Below are 16,867 nucleotides of genomic sequence, written 5' to 3'. Positions count from 1 at the left end.
GCAGCGCGCCTTCGCCGCAACAGCTTACCGAAACGATTTACCGCAATGGCTCCATGTGGCGCAGCGCACGCACCGCTGACTCGCCGATGGACGCGCCAAAACGCTTGACCAAGCGCTCGGCCACATTGTCGCGGACCGAGTAGTCGATCACATCCTCGGCCTTGACCACTTCACGGGCCACGTAATCAACGTTTCCAAGCTGGTCCGCCAAGCCCATTTCCACCGCCTGTTTACCGGTCCAGAACAGGCCGCTGAAGGTCTCGGGAGTTACTTTGAGGCGATCGCCACGTCCCGTCTTGACGACCTCAATGAACTGCTGGTGAATTTGGTCCAACATCGCCTGCGCAAAGGCGCGCTGCTTTTCGGTTTGGGGGCTGAACGGGTCCATGAATCCTTTGTTTTCACCGGCGGTCAAGAGCCTGCGTTCGACCCCAAGTTTGTCCATCAGTCCCGTGAAGCCAAAGCCGTCCATTAAGACACCGATGCTGCCCACCACACTGGCTTTGTCCACAAAGATCTGATCTGCAGCGACCGCCACGTAATACGCGGCCGAAGCGCAAGTTTCTTCCACCACGGCGTACACCGGCTTGTTGTACTGGGCCTTCAGGCGCCGGATTTCATCGTTGATGATGCCGGCCTGCACCGGACTGCCGCCCGGCGAGTTGATCAGCAACACCACCGCCTGCGCGCCTTCGTCCTCGAACGCGCTGCGGATGGCAGAGACCACCAGCTCGGCGCTGGCCTCGCCGCCGCTGGCAATTTCTCCTTGTATCTCCACCAGGGCGGTGTGCGGTTTGGAGACATCGGTGGGCGTGCCGCCACGGTGCAGCGCTATCCACGCCAGGACAACGACCAACAACAACCAAGATACGCGGATGGCGTTGCGCCATCGGCGCGCCCGGCGCTGCTCTTCAAGCGTTGCCATGGCCAGTTTTTCGAGCACCGCGCGCTCCCAGCCTGGTGCGTGGGCATTATCGGCATCGCCCGAAACACTGGGAGAAGGATTGGAGTCGGTCATTTAAAAATCTACCGGTTGAAGGTTGTGCGCAGTATGCCAGTGGACCACTCCATCGTGCTCCGAGACGCTGATCTTGACCAAGCCGCCACGGCACGGACCGCCTTGGCACGCGCCGGACTCCGGGCTGTACATCGCGCCGTGCGTTGCGCAAATCAAATACTGGCCACTGGAATCAAAAAAACGGTTGGGCTGGTAGTCCATTTCCATGGGCACGTGGGAGCAGCGGTTGAGGTAGGCGTGCACGCGGCCTTCGAAACGAATGGCAAACGCCAAACACGTTTGTCCAAGGTACTTCACATCAAAAGGAACCGCTTCGGCGCCTTCTTGTAACTCGCTGGACTGGCACAAAACCAGGGCCCGCGATGCGGGTGCTGCTCCATCCAAACCACTGTATTCCATGCCTGCGATCCTTCATCCGTGGCTCAACAGCCATGCTTGCAAGTCTGCCACGGTGTGGGCCACGTGCAGAGGCGCGTACGGCGCAAAGCCACCCGCGTCGTGGGCACCATAGGCCACGGCAACACTGGCACAACCGGCATTGCGCGCCATCTGCAAATCGTGCGTGGTATCGCCGACCACCAGCGTTCTGTCGGGCGCCACCCCGAATTCATGCATCAGTTCGTTCAACATCAGCGGGCTGGGCTTGCCAGCAGTTTCATCTGCTGTTCGCGACCCATCAAACATGCCTTGGAGGTCCACATGCGCTAGCGCCGCATTGAGCCCCACGCGGCTCTTACCTGTCGCCACCACCAGGAGATACTGGGCCGCTTTGAGCGCATGCAGCATGGGTAAGACGCCCTCGAACAGGCTGGTGTCGTGTTGGTGCATCGCATAGTGGTGGCGGTAGCGTGCACCCAGCTCGTGGTACTTTTCCTTGGGCACGTCCGGCGCAGCGTGGGCCAGCGCTGGCAGAAGCGCCATGCCAATCACGTACGCGGCGGCGCGGTCGCTGGGCACAGTGCCGCCCACATCGGCCACCGCCGCCTGGATGCAGCGGGTAATGAGCTGGGTCGAGTCGAACAGGGTTCCGTCCCAATCGAACGCGATCAGGTCAAACCGGCGAGCCCCCGTCACACGCACGCCCCAGGCAGCGCCACGCGCAAAAAACCCAGCAAGTCCGGCGGTAACTCCGACCGGATCTCCATACGCTCGCCGCTGGCCGGATGTTGACATTCAAAGCGCCAGGCATGCAAGAACATGCGAGCCAGACTACCCGGCCCCGTTGCCCGCGCCAAGGCCTTGTTGGTGTCGAAGTTGCCGTACTTGTCGTCGCCCGCAATGGGCATGCCCTCAGACGCCAAGTGGACCCGAATCTGGTGGGTGCGTCCGGTCTTGATGGTGACCTCCAACAAACTAAACGCCTGTGCTAGGCCGCCTGCAGTGGGGACGTTGGTCGCGCGCAGCTTCACCAAACTCAAGGACGGCATGCCATCCGGGTGGTCCTTGGCCACTACCTTTACCCGGCGCTCACCGCCCTGCGGCCCATCCGCCATGGGCACCAGATATTTGTGCAAGGGCTTGTCCAGCACCTTTTTGTTAGTGGGCCAATGGCCCACCACAACAGCGAGGTAAGTCTTGCCGGTTTCCCGCTGGCGAAACTGGTCTTGCAAGTGCTTGAGTGCGCTGCGCCGCTTGGCGACCAGCAGCACCCCCGATGTCTCGCGGTCCAAACGGTGCACCAGCTCCAAGAAAACCGCACCAGGCCGGGCCATGCGCAGCTGTTCGATCACTCCAAACGCCACCCCCGACCCGCCGTGCACCGCAACCCCCGCGGGCTTGTCAATCGCCAGAAAGTAGTCGTCCTCAAACAGCACGGGAAAACTCTGCACCGGCACCGCTACGCGGCCCCGGCCCAAGGTGCTGGCCGGACCTGGCAGCGGGACGTCCCTCTGGGCAACCCGCACCGGCGGCAAGCGCACCAAGTCGCCGGCCGCAACCCGTGTGTCGGCCCGCACCCGACCTTTGTTGATGCGCACCTCGCCGCTGCGGATGATTCGGTAAATGTGCGTCTTGGGCACGCCTTTGAGGCAGCGCATCAAGAAATTATCCAGTCGCTGGCCAGCCCCTTCGCCATCGACGAGGACCGTTTTCACTTGCTGGCCGGGGGGCTCAGGATTGACCCCTATAATGTGTTTCACTAGCGTGACGCTGTAAGTGGTTGATTTAGTTGGAGTTTAGTCCACCCCACTGGCAGCCTCGCTGGAAGGTCGATGCCGCCGCACCGCCGCCGTTGCACACCCCACGCCCCATGCGCTGGGTGCACCAGGCGGTCCGGTCCATCAGACAAATTGAAACCCTGCTACGGAATACCCCAAGTCTGCCAACCCACCGTTGGCAGGCGGATAAAAACGAGATGTTTGTGTTGTTGAATCTGGTAGCCCTCTGCATACGGTGTGTTCTCGCACCGCTGGCAGCACTGCACCAGCCCGCAGCCCGCACCCCCACGGCGCACCGCAACGGCCCCACTGCCGCGCGCACGCAAACACGCACCCTCGTTCCCATCCACTCGCCCACGCTGCGACGTCACGTTTGACGTAGCAAAGCTTCGGCAATTCCACCGCGTTTCGGTTCGTCTGCACAGGCATCGTTGGCCCTTTGGGGCAGGTACACAATGATGAAGGACGCACTCCATGAAACGGATGCTGATCAACGCCACGCAGGCAGAAGAGCGCCGCCTGGCCATCGTCGACGGACAAAAGCTCCTCGACTACGAAATCGAAATTGAAGGGCGCGAGCAGCGCAAAGGCAACATCTACAAAGCGGTGGTAACCCGTGTAGAGCCCTCGCTGGAAGCCTGCTTTGTCGATTACGGCGAAGACCGCCACGGCTTCTTGCCGTTCAAAGAAATCTCCAAGATGTACTTCCAGCAGGGTGTGTCAGCCAGCCAGGCGCGCATCCAGGACGCCATCCGCGAGGGCCAGGAACTGCTGGTCCAAGTCGAGAAGGAAGAGCGTGGCAACAAAGGTGCAGCCTTGACCACCTTTGTATCCCTGGCAGGTCGCTACGTCGTGCTGATGCCCAACAACCCCCGCGGCGGTGGCGTAAGCCGACGCATCGAGGGTGACGACCGCGCCGAACTCAAAGAAGCGCTGGACCAGTTGGAGTACCCCAACGGCATGTCCATCATTGCCCGCACCGCCGGCATCGGCCGCAGCGCTCCGGAGTTGCAGTGGGACTTGAACTACCTGCTCAAGCTCTGGAACGCCATTGACGGCGCAGCCAAAGGCGGTAAAGGCGCGTTCCTGATTTACCAAGAATCCTCCTTGGTGATTCGCGCCATCCGCGACTACTTCAACAACGACATCGGCGACATCCTGATTGACACCGACGACGTGTACGAACAGGCCCAGCAGTTCATGGCCCACGTCATGCCCGAGCATGCCGCCCGGGTCAAACGCTACCGCGACAACGCGCCGCTGTTCAGCCGCTTCCAGATCGAACACCAGATTGAGTCGGCCTACGCCCGCACGGTGCAACTGCCTTCGGGTGGCGCCATCGTGATCGACCACACCGAAGCGCTGGTCTCGGTGGACGTGAACTCGGCGCGTGCCATCAAGGGTGGCGATATTGAAGAGACCGCCACCCGCACCAACCTGGAGGCCGCCGACGAAGTGGCCCGCCAGATGCGCCTGCGCGATTTGGGCGGCCTGATCGTGATCGACTTCATCGACATGGAAGAGTCGCGCAACCGCCGCGAAGTCGAAAACCGCCTGCGCGACGCCCTGCGCCAGGACCGTGCCCGCGTGCAGTTCGGCACCATCAGCAAATTCGGCTTGATGGAGATGAGCCGCCAGCGTCTGCGCCCAGCGCTGTCCGAAGGCGCGTCCATCCCCTGCCCGCGCTGCGGCGGCTCGGGCCACATCCGCGACACCGAATCCAGCGCATTGCAAATTTTGCGCATCATTCAGGAAGAGTCGCTCAAAGACAACACCGCGTCCGTCCTGTGCCAGGTGCCGGTGGACGTGGCTTCGTTCCTGCTGAATGAGAAGCGTACCGAAATCGCCAAGATCGAACTCAAGCAGCGCATCAACGTGCTGATGGTGCCCAACAAAACGCTGGAGACGCCCAACTACAAGCTCGAACGCCTCAAGCACGACGACCCGCGCCTGGATAACATCGAAGCCAGCTACAAGATGGCCGACGACATGGAGGATGCCACCGGCGTCACCCGTCGCTCACAAGAGCCTACAAACAAGCAAAGTCCGGTGATCAAAGGTGTGCTGCCCGATGCACCGGCACCGGTCGTTCCGCCCAAGCCCGAAGCGCCACCGATCGCCCCAGTGGCGGTGGCCAAATCCGCGCCCACTCCCGCCCAGGCGGCGCCCCAAACCGGCTTCATGGCTTGGATCAAGCGCCTGCTAGGCGGCGAGGCACCTGCATCGCAGGCCAAGCCCGCTGCAAGCACGCCGGTCGCCAAGGCAGACGACAAGCGCGAGGGCCGCAGCGCGCGCGACAGTGGCCGCCCTGCTGGTCGCGCGGGGCGTGGCGACGGACGCGGTGACGGACGCAACACTGAAGGTCGATCCGAGGGTCGCGGCGAAGGTCGCGGTGAGGGACGTGGCCGCAACGGACGTGGTGGCCGCAGTGCCGAGCGCCAAAACAGTATTACGACCGACGCGGTGCAAGACACTGCGGCCCGCGAGCCACGCCAAGAGCGTGTACCACGACAAGACCGTGGCAATCGCGCGGGCCAAGGTCGCAATGAGGCCGTCGAGCCACGCGACGACGTGCGCATCGAAACACCCCAAGACCGGGCCGAAGTGGCACGTAATGAGGCACCCCGCACCGACAACGCGAGCGAGCCCCGTGAGGGACGTGAAGGTGGTCGCGGCGGCCGTAGCCGTGGATCGCGCGGACGAGGCGAGCCAGGCCAACGCCCGAGCAACCCAACCCAAGAAACCTCTAACGGGGACGCTGCGCAAGGAGCGCTGGAGTTTTCAGCGGACGCTTCAGCAAACGCCACCGAGGCGGGTGCTGGGTCATCAGAGCGCAACGAAATGAACGAGTCCCGCGAGAAGCGAAGCCGTGACCGGTACGGTCGCGAGCGCACGCCTCGCGGCGAGCGCGGCAACCGCAGCGAGCGCGAAGACCGCCAAGCGCCAGCACCACAGGCAACGCTAGCAGACGGCAATGATGCGGCGACGCAGCCAGCGGCCATGCACCACGCGAACACACCCGGCACCGAAAGCGCAAACAACGCAGGCGACGCCAGCGCCCACCGTGTATCTGCCGCTGGGTCCATTGGCACAAGCCCGGCATCAGTCGTCGACACCTCGGCTAGCACAAAGGCCAGCCCGGCGGCAAGTTCTTCGGCTGCACCCGCCACCGCCATGCCCGCCGTCGGCACATTCGCGTTGCCGTTGGACAGCCTGCAGTCCATCGCCACCGGCGCTGGCCTGCAGTGGGTTAACTCGGATCCGGCAAAGGTGGCTTCAGTGCAGGCAGCAATCGCAGCGGAACCAGCGACGATTCACGTGCCGCGCGAGCGCCCTCCTTTGGTCGAAGTGGACACCGGCCCACTTATCCTGGTGGAAACGAAACGCTCACTTGTTGACTTGGCATTGCCCTTCGAGCCGCCAGCGCAGAGCTAAGCACACCACTATCGCGTGGGGAGTGGTGGCGCAACCAGCGCCACCTCACACTAGCGGCGGAAAAACCGGCGGGCTCAGAAGCGCGTGCCAATACATAAGGGCCCTCGGGCCCTGATGTATTGTGCGCAGTGCGCCACTAAATGATGTCAATCGCACCGACCTTGGCCGCCCCATTGAGCAGGCCTCGGCGCACCAGATCAGCGTGCCCAGCCACTCGGTCGCCGCCCTGGTGCTGGGCGTAGTCCACTGCGCGCTCGGCTCTCTCTAGCGCAGTGCTGGGAGAATCATCGGCTGACACCCTGGTGAAGCCGCCGCAGACAGTGACCGTGCCCACCTGCGGAAAGTTGAACTTGGCCACGTTCGCGCGACAGCGCTCAAACGCTGCGAGCACCAGGGCTTCATCCGGGCAATGCATCAACACCGCAAACTGCTCGCCACCCAACCGGTACAGGCGGTCGTAGGTACGGAAGGTGTTGGCCAAAACACGCGCGACCAACAGCAAGACTTCTTCGGCGATCAGATGGCCATGTTTATCGGAAATCGCTGAGAAGCCGTCGACGCTGACCGTGCCCAGCCAGTAGTTCGGCGGCACACGGTGGCGGCGCTCCTGGCCCGCCTTGACTTGCACCTCGAGTAGCCGCGCGCTGCCAGCGGCGCCAGCTTCAAGTTCGTCGAGCACTGCGCTGTAAAACGTGTCGTCCAAAGACTTGCGGTTGAGCAGCCCGGTCAGACCATCGCGGTCACTGTAGGCAAGCAGGTGGAACATGTTGCGAAACACATGCTGCAGGCGCCCGATCGCTTCGAGCTCGCCAGCCGAAAGCAACCCACCAGAATGAAACTCCACCACACAGTCGGCACCATCGCGGGACCCATCCAGCAGCGGCAAGTACGTGATGCGTGGCCCGTCTTCGCCCGCCCAGGCGAACACCACCTGGGCGCGCTCGCGCAGGCATTGCGCGCGTTGCTTGAAATCCTCCAGCAGCGGCAAGGTCGCAAACTCCACTCGCAAGGGGTCTACCACTTTGCCTCCGCCGCGGACATCCAGCGTCACGACCTCCATCCAGCGATCCACACCGTCTTCGCTGAGCAACTTGGCAATGATCACACGCTGCACAGGCAGCAAGTCGATCAAGGCCTTGGCCAGGGTGAGTTCCAGTAGGTCGCGCTCGCGGTGGTCGGTGAGCTTGATGAGGTGGTCGGTGAGTGTGGCCATAAAAACATAATAGCCCTGAAAGCAGCGCGCGTCACCCTACCAAACCCGGGGCAACACCCGCAAAAAACCTCAGGTTTTGGCGGACTCTTTGAGTGCCTGTTGGTAGGCGTGGGAGGCCACATCGGGCTCGTTGCGCTGCTCGGCCATGCGCCCCAAAGCATGCCACGCATCGCGCTTGAGCCGGTGGTCTTGCAGAAGCGACAAAGACTGTTTGAGCAGTTGCTGGGCCTTGCCCCACAAGCTCAGACGCATACAGGCCATGCCAGCTAAGTACTGCAATACCGGGTCGCGGGGCCGCGCCATCTGCGCAGCCTCGATCCGACTAAGCCAGTGTGCATCGGGCGGGTCGCCCTGCTCGCCAAAACCGCGCTCCAGAATACGCACCATGCGCACCCACTGCGCCGCTGCCGGGTCACTCCCAGGCGAGCCCTGCGCTTGCACCCACTGTTCCCAAATGGGCGCAACCCATTGCCGCGACAACTCGGCACCGCCTCCAAGTTCGAGTAAACGCTCAGCGGCTTGCATCGCCACGTCAGGCATGAGCCGTTCGGGCAGATCCAGCTGCTGCCAGGCGCGCGTCAGTTGGGCCGGATCGTGCGCCGCCATGACATGTTCAAGTGCCAGGCCCCGCGCAATGCTCTTGCCAGCCATCTCGGAAAAGGCACGGTGCTTGGTCAGCACCCGGGCGTATTCCAAGGCCAACACCGGTTGGCGCGACAGGCGTGCGGATTTGAAGCGCAAACGCAAAGCCACGGTGCGACGCGACGCCCCCTGCGACAGGCGGTCCAACCACTCGAGCGATTTGGCGGGATCCCGGTCGTCAAAAGCCCAGCGCGCCGCCCGCAGGTACACGCCATCACGCAACTCGGCTGCGTCGCGCGCTGTGGCACGCTCCAGCGCCTGCTGCAAATGCCCGTCACGCACCGTGCGGTCCTGCAGCGCGTGCGCGGCCTCGGCCGCCAGCAGATGCGCCATGGCATGCAAAGCATCTGCGTGGGGCAAGGCGTCGCCGGTGCGGTCCATGGATGCCTCCAATGTGGCGACCAGCTCGGCCGCCTTGCGCGCCCGAATAAAGCGACCACCGGCCATGTGGGAGAGGGACTCCAGCAAGGCCTCTCCCATCGCGCGCTCCTTCTGTTGCAAGCGCCAGCGCTTGGCCTGGCGCGGGATGGCGAACATGGCTGTCACCGCACGCAAGAACAAATGCCCTGAAACAAAACACGCCAGCAGCACCAGTAACACCAAATTGAGCGAAAAGTCCACCCGGTAAGGCGCCCAGTACAGGGTCACCGTGCCCGGGTTGCTGCCGGCAAACTGCGCGGTGGCCGCAGCCACCGCAAACAAGCCCAACAGCCACAGCGCCAGCCGCATCTTCAGCGCCCTGCTGCGGCGGTGGCCAGCGCCGCCAGTGTCTCGTCGATACGTGGGATTTCCAGCGACTGCATTTGCCCCTGCGCTTGCGCCAGGCCCTGAACCGCGAACTGGGTTTTGCGCGAGCCGCTGTCGAAGTAACGTTGCAGCAAAACACCCGCTTTGGCCAAGTCGGAACGGGCCGCGTCGGTTTGGCGTGAGAGCAAACCGAGCCTGGCATTGAGCAGCAGCAGCTTGAGGTTCTCCCGAAGGAAAAATGCTTGCTCGGGCGCAAGCAGTGCAGCCTCGGGGTGTTCGATGCGGCCCACCCGCACCAGCGCGCGCAGCTCGTCACGCACCGTCGCGCCCAAGCGGGCCCACCAGGCACCGGCCGGCTCGTCAATGCGGCGCTTGGGTGACTCGGTGGCCTGCGCTGGTACCGCGTTGCCCACCGGCAAGTCGTCGATCTGCTTGACCAGGTCGTCGAGCCGGGCCAAGAGCGCCGGTGTGTCGGCCAAGGCGGTGGATTTGACGCGCGCAATGTCCCGCCCAATAGCCCGCTGCAAGCGCGACAAGCGGGGCTGCGCGGCGCGCGCAATACGGCCCTCGGCGCTCCTTAACGCGGCCAGCAAAGGCTCGAGGCTACCGGTGAGCTGGGCTTGCTGCTGCGCCAGGCGCAAGGCGGATTCGATATCGACCACTAAGTTTTCATCGCGCGAACGGGCCAAGCTTTGCATCAACTCTTCCAGCTGGCTGCGCTGCAAAGACACTTCGGCCAAACGCGCCTGCGCCACAGACAGCTTGGCGGCCGTGTCCAGGGAGAGATCCTGCGCCTGTTTGGCAAACGCATGGGCTTGAGCGGCCAAGTTGGCGGTGTCGGCGCTTCGTCGGGCCAACTGCTCCTGCATGTCACCCACTCTCTGCCATGCCATGAAGGCGCCCAACACACCTACCACTGCGACCACCGCCACGACCGCCAGTAAAGTTTTGAGGGTCTTCTCGTTTAAGGGTGCTTGCAGGGGTGACGGCGCTGGCCCGCTAGCCAACCCTGGCGCAGGGCTCGCGGGTTCGGCAGGGCCCGAAAGGTTGGCCGCAGACGCCTCGGTGGTTCCTTCAGGGGCTGCGGGCTCGGATTTCATGGCAGGGATTCTATCGACGCAAGCACCTGCGCCAGCGTGGGGCGGGACTCCCAGACGACGCCAAATCCCAGTGCTCGCGCGGTTTGCGCGATGCGGGGGTGCGTGGCTAATGCACGGGCGTCCTGCCAGCGCTGCGCGGGACACAGCAAGCCCAGATTGCGAATCGCCTCTGAACTGCTAAACAACCACAGCGTCCCGTCCCCCGCAGCCTCCCGCACAAGGGTGCGCGCGCTGTCATCGAGCACAGGCAGGCCCCGCAAGTAGGCTACTGCAAAGTCCACATTTGCGTCCGCTGCACGCACTTGCTGGGCAAACCAATCGCGGCCGGCGCCTTGTGCGTCGCCCTCTGGGTGGTCTGCATCCGCCAAAGAGCCACCGCGCACCACCAAGACCCGGTAGCCCGGCACCACCCGGCTGCCGACCAACAGCCACAGCGCTTCGGAATCGAACTGCCCCTGGGCCGCGTCGGGCACATCAACCTGCTGAGGATCCAGTCCGCAACGCAGCAGCGCGGCCGCACTGCCAGGGCCGGTAACCCAGGCGCGAGCAGTGAAGGGCGTGCCCGCAGGCCGCAAAGCAAAAAAATGGTCGATCGCGCTGGCGCTGACAAACATCACAGCGTCGTAGGTGTGCAAAGCCTGCCAGGCGCGCAGCACGGGCTGCGGGTCGGGCACCGGGTGGATGGCGATCAAGGCCAGTTCCTGCACCGCATGTCCGCGTTCTCGCAGGGCCTGTGTCCAGGGCTGGGCCTGCGCCTGGGCACGGGTCAGCAGCAGGCGCATCGCTAGCGGTCGGCATCCAGCGCGGCCACAGCCCGCTGCAGATCGCCAGCGACCGCTTCGCCCAGCGCCGTCGCGCTTTGGGTGTCGTGCACCGACGCGCTGCCCTGGGCTGTTACCAAGGCGTGTTGTCCCTGGGGATCGCCCCAGGCTGCCTCCAGGTGCAAGACGGGTCCACTCCAGGTGGCATGCGCTGCCAATGGCATGGAGCAACTCCCCCCCATGACACGGCTGACCGCCCGCTCGGCGCAGACCACCAGCCAGGTGGCCGGGTGCATCAGGGGCGCGAGCGCCTGCACCACATCAGAGCGGTGGCTGCGCACCTCGATACCAAGCGCGCCTTGCCCTGCGGCGGGCAGCATCTGGTCGGTCTCAAACACACTGCGAATCCGCTCAGCCAAGCCCAGCCGCTTGAGGCCGGCTGCAGCTAGCACGATGCCGTCATACAGGCCCTCATCGAGTTTGCGCAGTCGGGTGTCCAAATTGCCACGCAAGGCCTCGATGCGCAGGTCCGGGCGCAGCGCACGCAGCAGCGCCATGCGGCGCAAGCTGGAGGTGCCCACCACCGCGCCTTGGGGCAACGCCTCCAAGTTCGCGTAGCGGCCAGACACCCATGCGTCACGTGGGTCCTCGCGCTCCATCACGCAAGCAAGCGAGAAGCCTTCCGGTAACTCCATGGGAACATCTTTGAGCGAATGCACTGCCAGATCGGCACGTCCGTCCTCCAGCGCCGCCTCCAGCTCTTTAACGAACAGCCCCTTGCCACCCACTTTGCTTAAGGCACGGTCCAGAATTTGGTCGCCCTGCGTGGTCATGCCCAAAAGCGTGACCACATGGCCCGCGCGCTCAAGCAAAGCCTTGACGTGTTCGGCCTGCCACAGGGCAAGGCGGCTTTCGCGGGTTGCGATCGTGAAATGTTGCTTGGAGGTCATGGCGTGAAGGCGTGGATGGGACGCGGTAACGGCGCGGTAACGGCAGGTTCGTCGGCGATGCTAGCATGGCCCACCATGAAAAACGCCGCTGCCACCCCCCCTGCAACAGGCCCCTCCACCGCGTCGCTTGCCGGCCAAAAAACCAAGGAGCGGCCCCTGGTGGAAGACATCCGTTTGCTAGGCCGCATCTTGGGGGATGTGATCCGTGAGCAAGAGGGCGTGGAGGCCTACGAGCTGATCGAGCAAATCCGCAAATGGTCGGTTGCATTCCGGCGCGAAGCCGACCAAGCGGCGGACAAGGCACTCAAGAAACTGCTCAAGGGCTTGAGCAGCGACCAGACGGTGAGCGTGATCCGCGCCTTCACCTACTTCAGTCACCTGGCCAACTTGGCCGAAGACCGCCACCACATCCGCCGCCGCGCAGTGCACGAGCGCGCTGGGGAAACCCAGGAAGGCAGCCTGGAGGTAGCGCTGCAGCGCCTGCGCTGGGCTGGTATCACGCAAAAGACGATCTCCAACACCTTGGCCCAAAGCTATGTGGCGCCGGTGCTGACCGCCCACCCCACCGAGGTGCAGCGCAAAAGCATTCTGGACGCCGAGCGCGACATCGCCCAGCTGCTGGCCGCGCGCGACGACATCCGCCAGCGCGCAGCGGCTTATCAGGGCAAGAAAGACGCGCTCACCCCCCGCGAACTGGCGGCCAACGAGGCGCAGATCCGCGCCCGGGTGATGCAACTCTGGCAAACCCGCCTGTTGCGCTACAGCAAGCTCACCGTGTCCGACGAGGTGGAGAACGCGCTGAGCTACTACGAGTCGACGTTTTTGCGCGAAATCCCCAAGCTGTACGCCGAGCTTGAACAGCTCTTGGGACAGCAACCGGTGCACAGCTTCCTGCGCATGGGCCAGTGGATCGGTGGCGACCGCGACGGCAACCCCAATGTCAGCGCCCAAACGCTGGAGTACGCGCTGCGCCGCCAGTCCGAGGTGGCTTTGCGCCACTACCTGACCGAAGTGCACTACCTGGGCAGCGAGCTGTCAATTTCAGCCATGCTCAACCGCTGCACCCCCGAACTGCAGGCGCTGGCCGATGCATCACCAGACAGCAATGCACATCGCCAAGACGAGCTCTACCGCAAGGCGCTGATCGGCATGTACGCGCGCTTGGCCGCCACGCTGCAAGAACTCACTGGCACCAGCGCGGCACGCCATGCGGTTCCGCCCCAAAACCCCTACTTGCGCGCAGAAGACTTTTGCGCCGATTTGCGAACCATCGCGCATTCGCTCAAGACCCACTTCGCGGGCGCTCTGGTGGGGCAACGGCTGCACCCTTTGATCCGCGCCGTCGAGGTGTTTGGTTTCCACCTGGCCACCGTCGATTTGCGCCAAAGTTCAGACAAGCACGAGGAGGTGGTTGCCGAGCTCTTGGCCACTGCGCGGGTGGAGGCCAACTACCCGGCCTTGGACGAAACCGCCAAGCGCACGCTGCTGTTGCAACTGCTCAACGATGCCCGCCCTTTGCGTGTGCATGGTGCGCAATACTCGGACCACCTTCGCGCAGAACTCGCCATCTTTGCGATGGCCAAAGACATGCGCCAGCGCTTTGGCCACGAGGCGATTCGCCACTACATCATCAGCCACACCGAAACGGTGAGCGACCTGTTGGAAGTGCTGTTGCTGCAAAAAGAAGTGGGGCTGGTGCGTAGCACTTTGGACACACAGGCAGCGAGCGACCTGATCGTGGTGCCACTGTTTGAAACCATCGAAGACCTGCGCAATGCCGCACCCATCATGCGCGAGTTTTACGCGCTGCCAGGTGTGGCCGCACTGGTGCAGCGCAGCGGTGGCGAGCAAGACATCATGCTGGGCTACTCCGACAGCAACAAAGACGGCGGCATCTTCACCAGCAACTGGGAGTTGTACCGGGCCGAAATCGCACTCGTGGAGTTGTTCAACCAGTTGGAGGCCAGCCACAAAATCAAGCTGCGCATGTTCCACGGCCGCGGCGGCACGGTAGGTCGTGGCGGCGGGCCCAGCTACCAGGCCATCCTGGCGCAGCCTCCGGGCACGGTGCGCGGGCAGATTCGGCTGACCGAACAGGGGGAGGTGATCGGATCCAAATACGCCAACCCCGAGATCGGGCGGCGCAACCTCGAAACCCTGGTGGCCGCCACATTAGAGGCCACGCTGCTGCAACCGACCAAATCGGCCAGCAAGGCCTTTCTGGATGCGGCTGCCGAGCTGTCGGCCAGCAGCATGGCCGCATACCGCGCGTTGGTCTACGAGACGCCGGGCTTTAGCGACTACTTTTTCAGCGCCACGCCCCTGCGCGAAATTGCCGAACTCAACATCGGCTCGCGCCCTGCTTCGCGCAAGCCCTCGCAGCGCATCGAAGACCTGCGCGCCATCCCCTGGGGCTTTAGCTGGGGCCAAAGCCGCCTGACGCTGCCAGGCTGGTTCGGGTTTGGCTCGGCCGTGGCGACCTTCACCCAGTGCGATACGCCTCAACAAAGCGCAGAGCGCTTGGCCTTGCTACAAAAAATGGTGAAGCAGTGGCCCTTCTTCAAAACGCTGCTCTCGAACATGGACATGGTGATGGCCAAAAGCGATCTGGCCCTGGCCTCGCGCTACGCCGAGTTGGTGGCCGACGCCAAGCTGCGCAAGCGCATCTTCACTGCCATCGAGAACGAGTGGCATGCCACCGCACATGCGCTCTCCGTCATCACGGGGGAGAAGCAGCGGCTGAGCGAAAACGCGGCCCTGCAGCGCTCGATCCGCCACCGCTTTCCGTACATCGACCCGCTGCACCACTTGCAGGTGGAGCTCGTGCGCCGCTACCGCGCAGGAATCACCGACGAACGGGTCAAGCGCGGTATCCACATCTCCATCAACGGCATTGCGGCCGGCTTGCGCAACACGGGCTGAAACGCTGCGCCCCGCTGCTACGCCAGCGCGCTGCAGGAGCGGGTTGCGGCGGTCGGGCTGCTTGGACTATTTGGCAACTGCCTGGTGCCCCAGCAACATCTCACGCACTGCGGCTAACTGGCGACGCGATACCACCAAGGGGGCATCAACCCCCTCCAGGGTCAAGGCCCAACCCTCCCCTTCGTTCGGATCGTGGTGGCGTTGCAGCGCGCGTGCTGCGCGCTTGGCCACCAAGGCATTGCGGTGCACGCGAATGAAGGTATCGCCGTAGCGCGCCTCCAGTTCGCCCAAAGAGCCCTCGATGACGTAGCTGCGTGCCGCCGTGCGCACCGTGATGTACTTGAGCTCGGCCTTGAAGTACAGCACCTCAGCCACCGGCAAGCGTTCGGTGCGGTGGCGATCTTGGATCACCAGCACTGCGGCATCGCTGACTTGCGTGGGCGCAGCTTCGCGCTGATTCAGAAACCGCAGCACCTTGTGCAGCGCAGCCTGCAGACGATCCTGGCGCACCGGTTTGGTCAGGTAGTCCACCGCGTCCAGTTCAAAGGCGTCCACCGCATGTTCGGCGTAGGCGGTTACGAACACCAAGGCGGGCGGATACGGCATGTCGGCGATCTGGCGGGCCAGGGAGAGGCCATCCATGCCAGGCATGTGGACGTCCAGCAGCACCAGGTCGGTGGCTTGCTGCTGCAAACATGCCAACGCATGGGCCGCGCTGTCGGCTTGTGCCATCGTCTCGGCACTCGGGTCGCGGCAAGCCCGCAGCAGCGTACTCAGGCGTGCGCGCGCCAGGGGTTCGTCATCCACCACCAGCACCCGCAGTGGGCGCTCAACACCGGGCTGCGCTGTCACAGCGGAACCTCCACACGGACCTGGAACACGCCGTCCTTCAAGCCGCTGGAAAACTGGCCCTGCACATCGTGGAGCAAAGCCAATCGCTCACGCACATTGCGCAACGCGACCCCAGCCCCGCCGGGGCCGGGACCGGCCGGCACCGTGTTGGTAACGGTGATCACCACCACCGAGCGGCGGCGCTGCACCGTGATCCCTATATCTGCACCCGAGGCACTGGGTTCCACACCGTGACGCACCGCGTTTTCCACCAAGGGTTGGAGCAACAGAGATGGAACCCGGGCGACACCGGCGTCGGGATCGACCTGCCAAGTCACCCGCAATCGATCGCCAAACCGCACCCGCTCAATGGCCAGATAGCGCTGGGCCAACGCGATTTCCTGCTCCAGGCCAACCGAGGCCCCTTGGTCCACCAACGCATGGCGGAAAAGATCGCTAAGGTCTTCCAACAGCAGCTCGGCCTTGTCCGGCTCGGCACGCACCAGGGCAATCGCGCTGTTGAGCGTATTGAACAAAAAATGGGGGCGGATACGGGACTGCAGATCGGCCAGCTGGGCGGCAGCATCGGCCTCACGTTGGCTGCGCGCACGCAAAACCAGGGCCACTACGACCACAGCCGACAGCAGACCGCCAGCACTGGCGCTGGCCAGCCACGGTGCGGGCGCCCCGGCTTGCGACAGCGCAACCATCGCACACGCCAGCACGCCAGCCAACGCACCCAGCACCACCGCGACGGCAGACTGCCAGCCCAGTCCCAGTGCCGCCAGCCGGTGCCGTAGCGAGCAGGCCACCAGCAGCCAAGCCAGGGTGGCAGGCAGGGCGCCGCCGGTAACCAGCGCGGTGCGCAACAACCAGTCCTCAAAGTGCATGGCGCCGAACATGCAGGCCACAACCACCACGCACTCCACCCACACAACGGTGCGTAACACCAGGCCCAACTGGCACACATCCAACACCGGCGCGGCAACGCCAGAAGCACCCGCCCCGGCAGCTGGCGCGTCCTGGAAAACCGATACCATTTGGGCGTTTTTCATAGGGGAGCGTGTTGTGATGTTTTTACCCGATTGTGGC

The 16,867-nt window shown here is 63.9% G+C and carries 13 protein-coding genes; 2 read left to right on the top strand and 11 right to left on the bottom strand.

Annotated elements, in window-relative coordinates:
• Nucleotides 1-37: 37 nt before the first annotated feature.
• From ACILRC_RS01835 to ACILRC_RS01820, 4 genes are read right to left on the bottom strand one after another with little or no spacing between them, the layout of a single operon-like run.
• Nucleotides 38-1,018 carry a S49 family peptidase gene (locus tag ACILRC_RS01835; protein WP_395667635.1) on the bottom strand — a complete coding sequence of 327 codons (981 nt, stop codon included), beginning with the start codon at nt 1,016-1,018 and terminating at the stop codon, nt 38-40.
• On the bottom strand, nt 1,019-1,417 hold the full coding sequence (locus ACILRC_RS01830; protein ID WP_395667634.1) for a Rieske (2Fe-2S) protein: 399 nt from the start codon (nt 1,415-1,417) through the stop codon (nt 1,019-1,021).
• A 12-nt stretch (nt 1,418-1,429) separates the two neighbouring features.
• Nucleotides 1,430-2,098: an HAD family hydrolase gene (locus ACILRC_RS01825; RefSeq protein WP_395667633.1), complete on the bottom strand. Its 669-nt coding sequence runs from the start codon at nt 2,096-2,098 to the stop codon at nt 1,430-1,432.
• On the bottom strand, nt 2,089-3,156 hold the full coding sequence (locus ACILRC_RS01820; protein WP_395667632.1) for an RluA family pseudouridine synthase: 1,068 nt from the start codon (nt 3,154-3,156) through the stop codon (nt 2,089-2,091). The genes ACILRC_RS01825 and ACILRC_RS01820 overlap by 10 nt, the downstream gene beginning before the upstream one ends.
• A gap of 492 nt (nt 3,157-3,648) precedes the next feature.
• On the opposite strand from ACILRC_RS01820, the gene ACILRC_RS01815 reads away from it, so the two are divergent.
• Nucleotides 3,649-6,609, top strand: coding sequence for an Rne/Rng family ribonuclease (locus ACILRC_RS01815; protein WP_395667631.1), 2,961 nt, complete (start codon nt 3,649-3,651; stop codon nt 6,607-6,609).
• A 136-nt stretch (nt 6,610-6,745) separates the two neighbouring features.
• Here ACILRC_RS01815 and ACILRC_RS01810 read toward each other — a convergent pair whose 3' ends face one another.
• The 5 genes from ACILRC_RS01810 to hemC all read right to left on the bottom strand — a co-directional run bounded on the left by ACILRC_RS01810 (nt 6,746) and on the right by hemC (nt 12,022).
• Nucleotides 6,746-7,822 (bottom strand): GGDEF domain-containing protein, encoded by a 1,077-nt coding sequence (locus ACILRC_RS01810; RefSeq protein WP_395667630.1) that lies wholly within the window; start codon nt 7,820-7,822, stop codon nt 6,746-6,748.
• 69 nt (nt 7,823-7,891) lie between these two features.
• The gene (locus ACILRC_RS01805; protein ID WP_395667629.1) at nt 7,892-9,193 is read right to left on the bottom strand and encodes a heme biosynthesis HemY N-terminal domain-containing protein; all 1,302 of its coding nucleotides are present in this window, start codon (nt 9,191-9,193) and stop codon (nt 7,892-7,894) included.
• 2 nt (nt 9,194-9,195) lie between these two features.
• Nucleotides 9,196-10,311 carry a uroporphyrinogen-III C-methyltransferase gene (locus ACILRC_RS01800; protein WP_395667628.1) on the bottom strand — a complete coding sequence of 372 codons (1,116 nt, stop codon included), beginning with the start codon at nt 10,309-10,311 and terminating at the stop codon, nt 9,196-9,198.
• Nucleotides 10,308-11,093, bottom strand: coding sequence for a uroporphyrinogen-III synthase (locus ACILRC_RS01795; RefSeq protein ID WP_395667627.1), 786 nt, complete (start codon nt 11,091-11,093; stop codon nt 10,308-10,310). The genes ACILRC_RS01800 and ACILRC_RS01795 overlap by 4 nt, the downstream gene beginning before the upstream one ends.
• A gap of 2 nt (nt 11,094-11,095) precedes the next feature.
• Nucleotides 11,096-12,022, bottom strand: a complete 927-nt coding sequence (hemC, locus tag ACILRC_RS01790; RefSeq protein WP_395667626.1) for a hydroxymethylbilane synthase — start codon at nt 12,020-12,022, stop codon at nt 11,096-11,098.
• Nucleotides 12,023-12,079: 57 nt separating this feature from the next.
• Between hemC and ppc the strand changes: the two genes are divergently transcribed.
• Entirely contained in the window at nt 12,080-14,944 is a 2,865-nt protein-coding gene (ppc, locus tag ACILRC_RS01785) for a phosphoenolpyruvate carboxylase (RefSeq protein ID WP_395667625.1), read from the top strand.
• Between the two features lie 66 nt (nt 14,945-15,010).
• Here ppc and ACILRC_RS01780 read toward each other — a convergent pair whose 3' ends face one another.
• Both ACILRC_RS01780 and ACILRC_RS01775 read right to left on the bottom strand, forming a co-directional pair.
• A complete protein-coding gene (locus ACILRC_RS01780; protein ID WP_395667624.1) occupies nt 15,011-15,796 on the bottom strand; it encodes a LytR/AlgR family response regulator transcription factor in 786 nt (261 codons plus the stop codon).
• On the bottom strand, nt 15,793-16,830 hold the full coding sequence (locus ACILRC_RS01775) for a sensor histidine kinase (protein ID WP_395667623.1): 1,038 nt from the start codon (nt 16,828-16,830) through the stop codon (nt 15,793-15,795). The genes ACILRC_RS01780 and ACILRC_RS01775 overlap by 4 nt, the downstream gene beginning before the upstream one ends.
• Nucleotides 16,831-16,867: the final 37 nt, after the last annotated feature.

This window comes from Rhodoferax sp. (assembly GCF_044236835.1).
Classification (GTDB): domain Bacteria; phylum Pseudomonadota; class Gammaproteobacteria; order Burkholderiales; family Burkholderiaceae_C; genus Allorhodoferax.
This window is presented reverse-complemented; position numbering and strand designations above follow the sequence as displayed.

Excerpts from the sequence above, each read along its gene's own strand:
- ACILRC_RS01835 (WP_395667635.1), bottom strand. The coding sequence starts at position 1,018 with ATGACCGACTCCAATCCTTCTCCCAGTGTTTCGGGCGATGCCGATAAT.
- ACILRC_RS01830 (WP_395667634.1), bottom strand. The coding sequence starts at position 1,417 with ATGGAATACAGTGGTTTGGATGGAGCAGCACCCGCATCGCGGGCCCTG.
- ACILRC_RS01815 (WP_395667631.1), top strand. The coding sequence starts at position 3,649 with ATGAAACGGATGCTGATCAACGCCACGCAGGCAGAAGAGCGCCGCCTG.
- ACILRC_RS01810 (WP_395667630.1), bottom strand. The coding sequence starts at position 7,822 with ATGGCCACACTCACCGACCACCTCATCAAGCTCACCGACCACCGCGAG.
- ACILRC_RS01805 (WP_395667629.1), bottom strand. The coding sequence starts at position 9,193 with ATGCGGCTGGCGCTGTGGCTGTTGGGCTTGTTTGCGGTGGCTGCGGCC.
- ACILRC_RS01800 (WP_395667628.1), bottom strand. The coding sequence starts at position 10,311 with ATGAAATCCGAGCCCGCAGCCCCTGAAGGAACCACCGAGGCGTCTGCG.
- ACILRC_RS01795 (WP_395667627.1), bottom strand. The coding sequence starts at position 11,093 with ATGCGCCTGCTGCTGACCCGTGCCCAGGCGCAGGCCCAGCCCTGGACA.
- hemC (WP_395667626.1), bottom strand. The coding sequence starts at position 12,022 with ATGACCTCCAAGCAACATTTCACGATCGCAACCCGCGAAAGCCGCCTT.
- ppc (WP_395667625.1), top strand. The coding sequence starts at position 12,080 with ATGCTAGCATGGCCCACCATGAAAAACGCCGCTGCCACCCCCCCTGCA.
- ACILRC_RS01775 (WP_395667623.1), bottom strand. The coding sequence starts at position 16,830 with ATGAAAAACGCCCAAATGGTATCGGTTTTCCAGGACGCGCCAGCTGCC.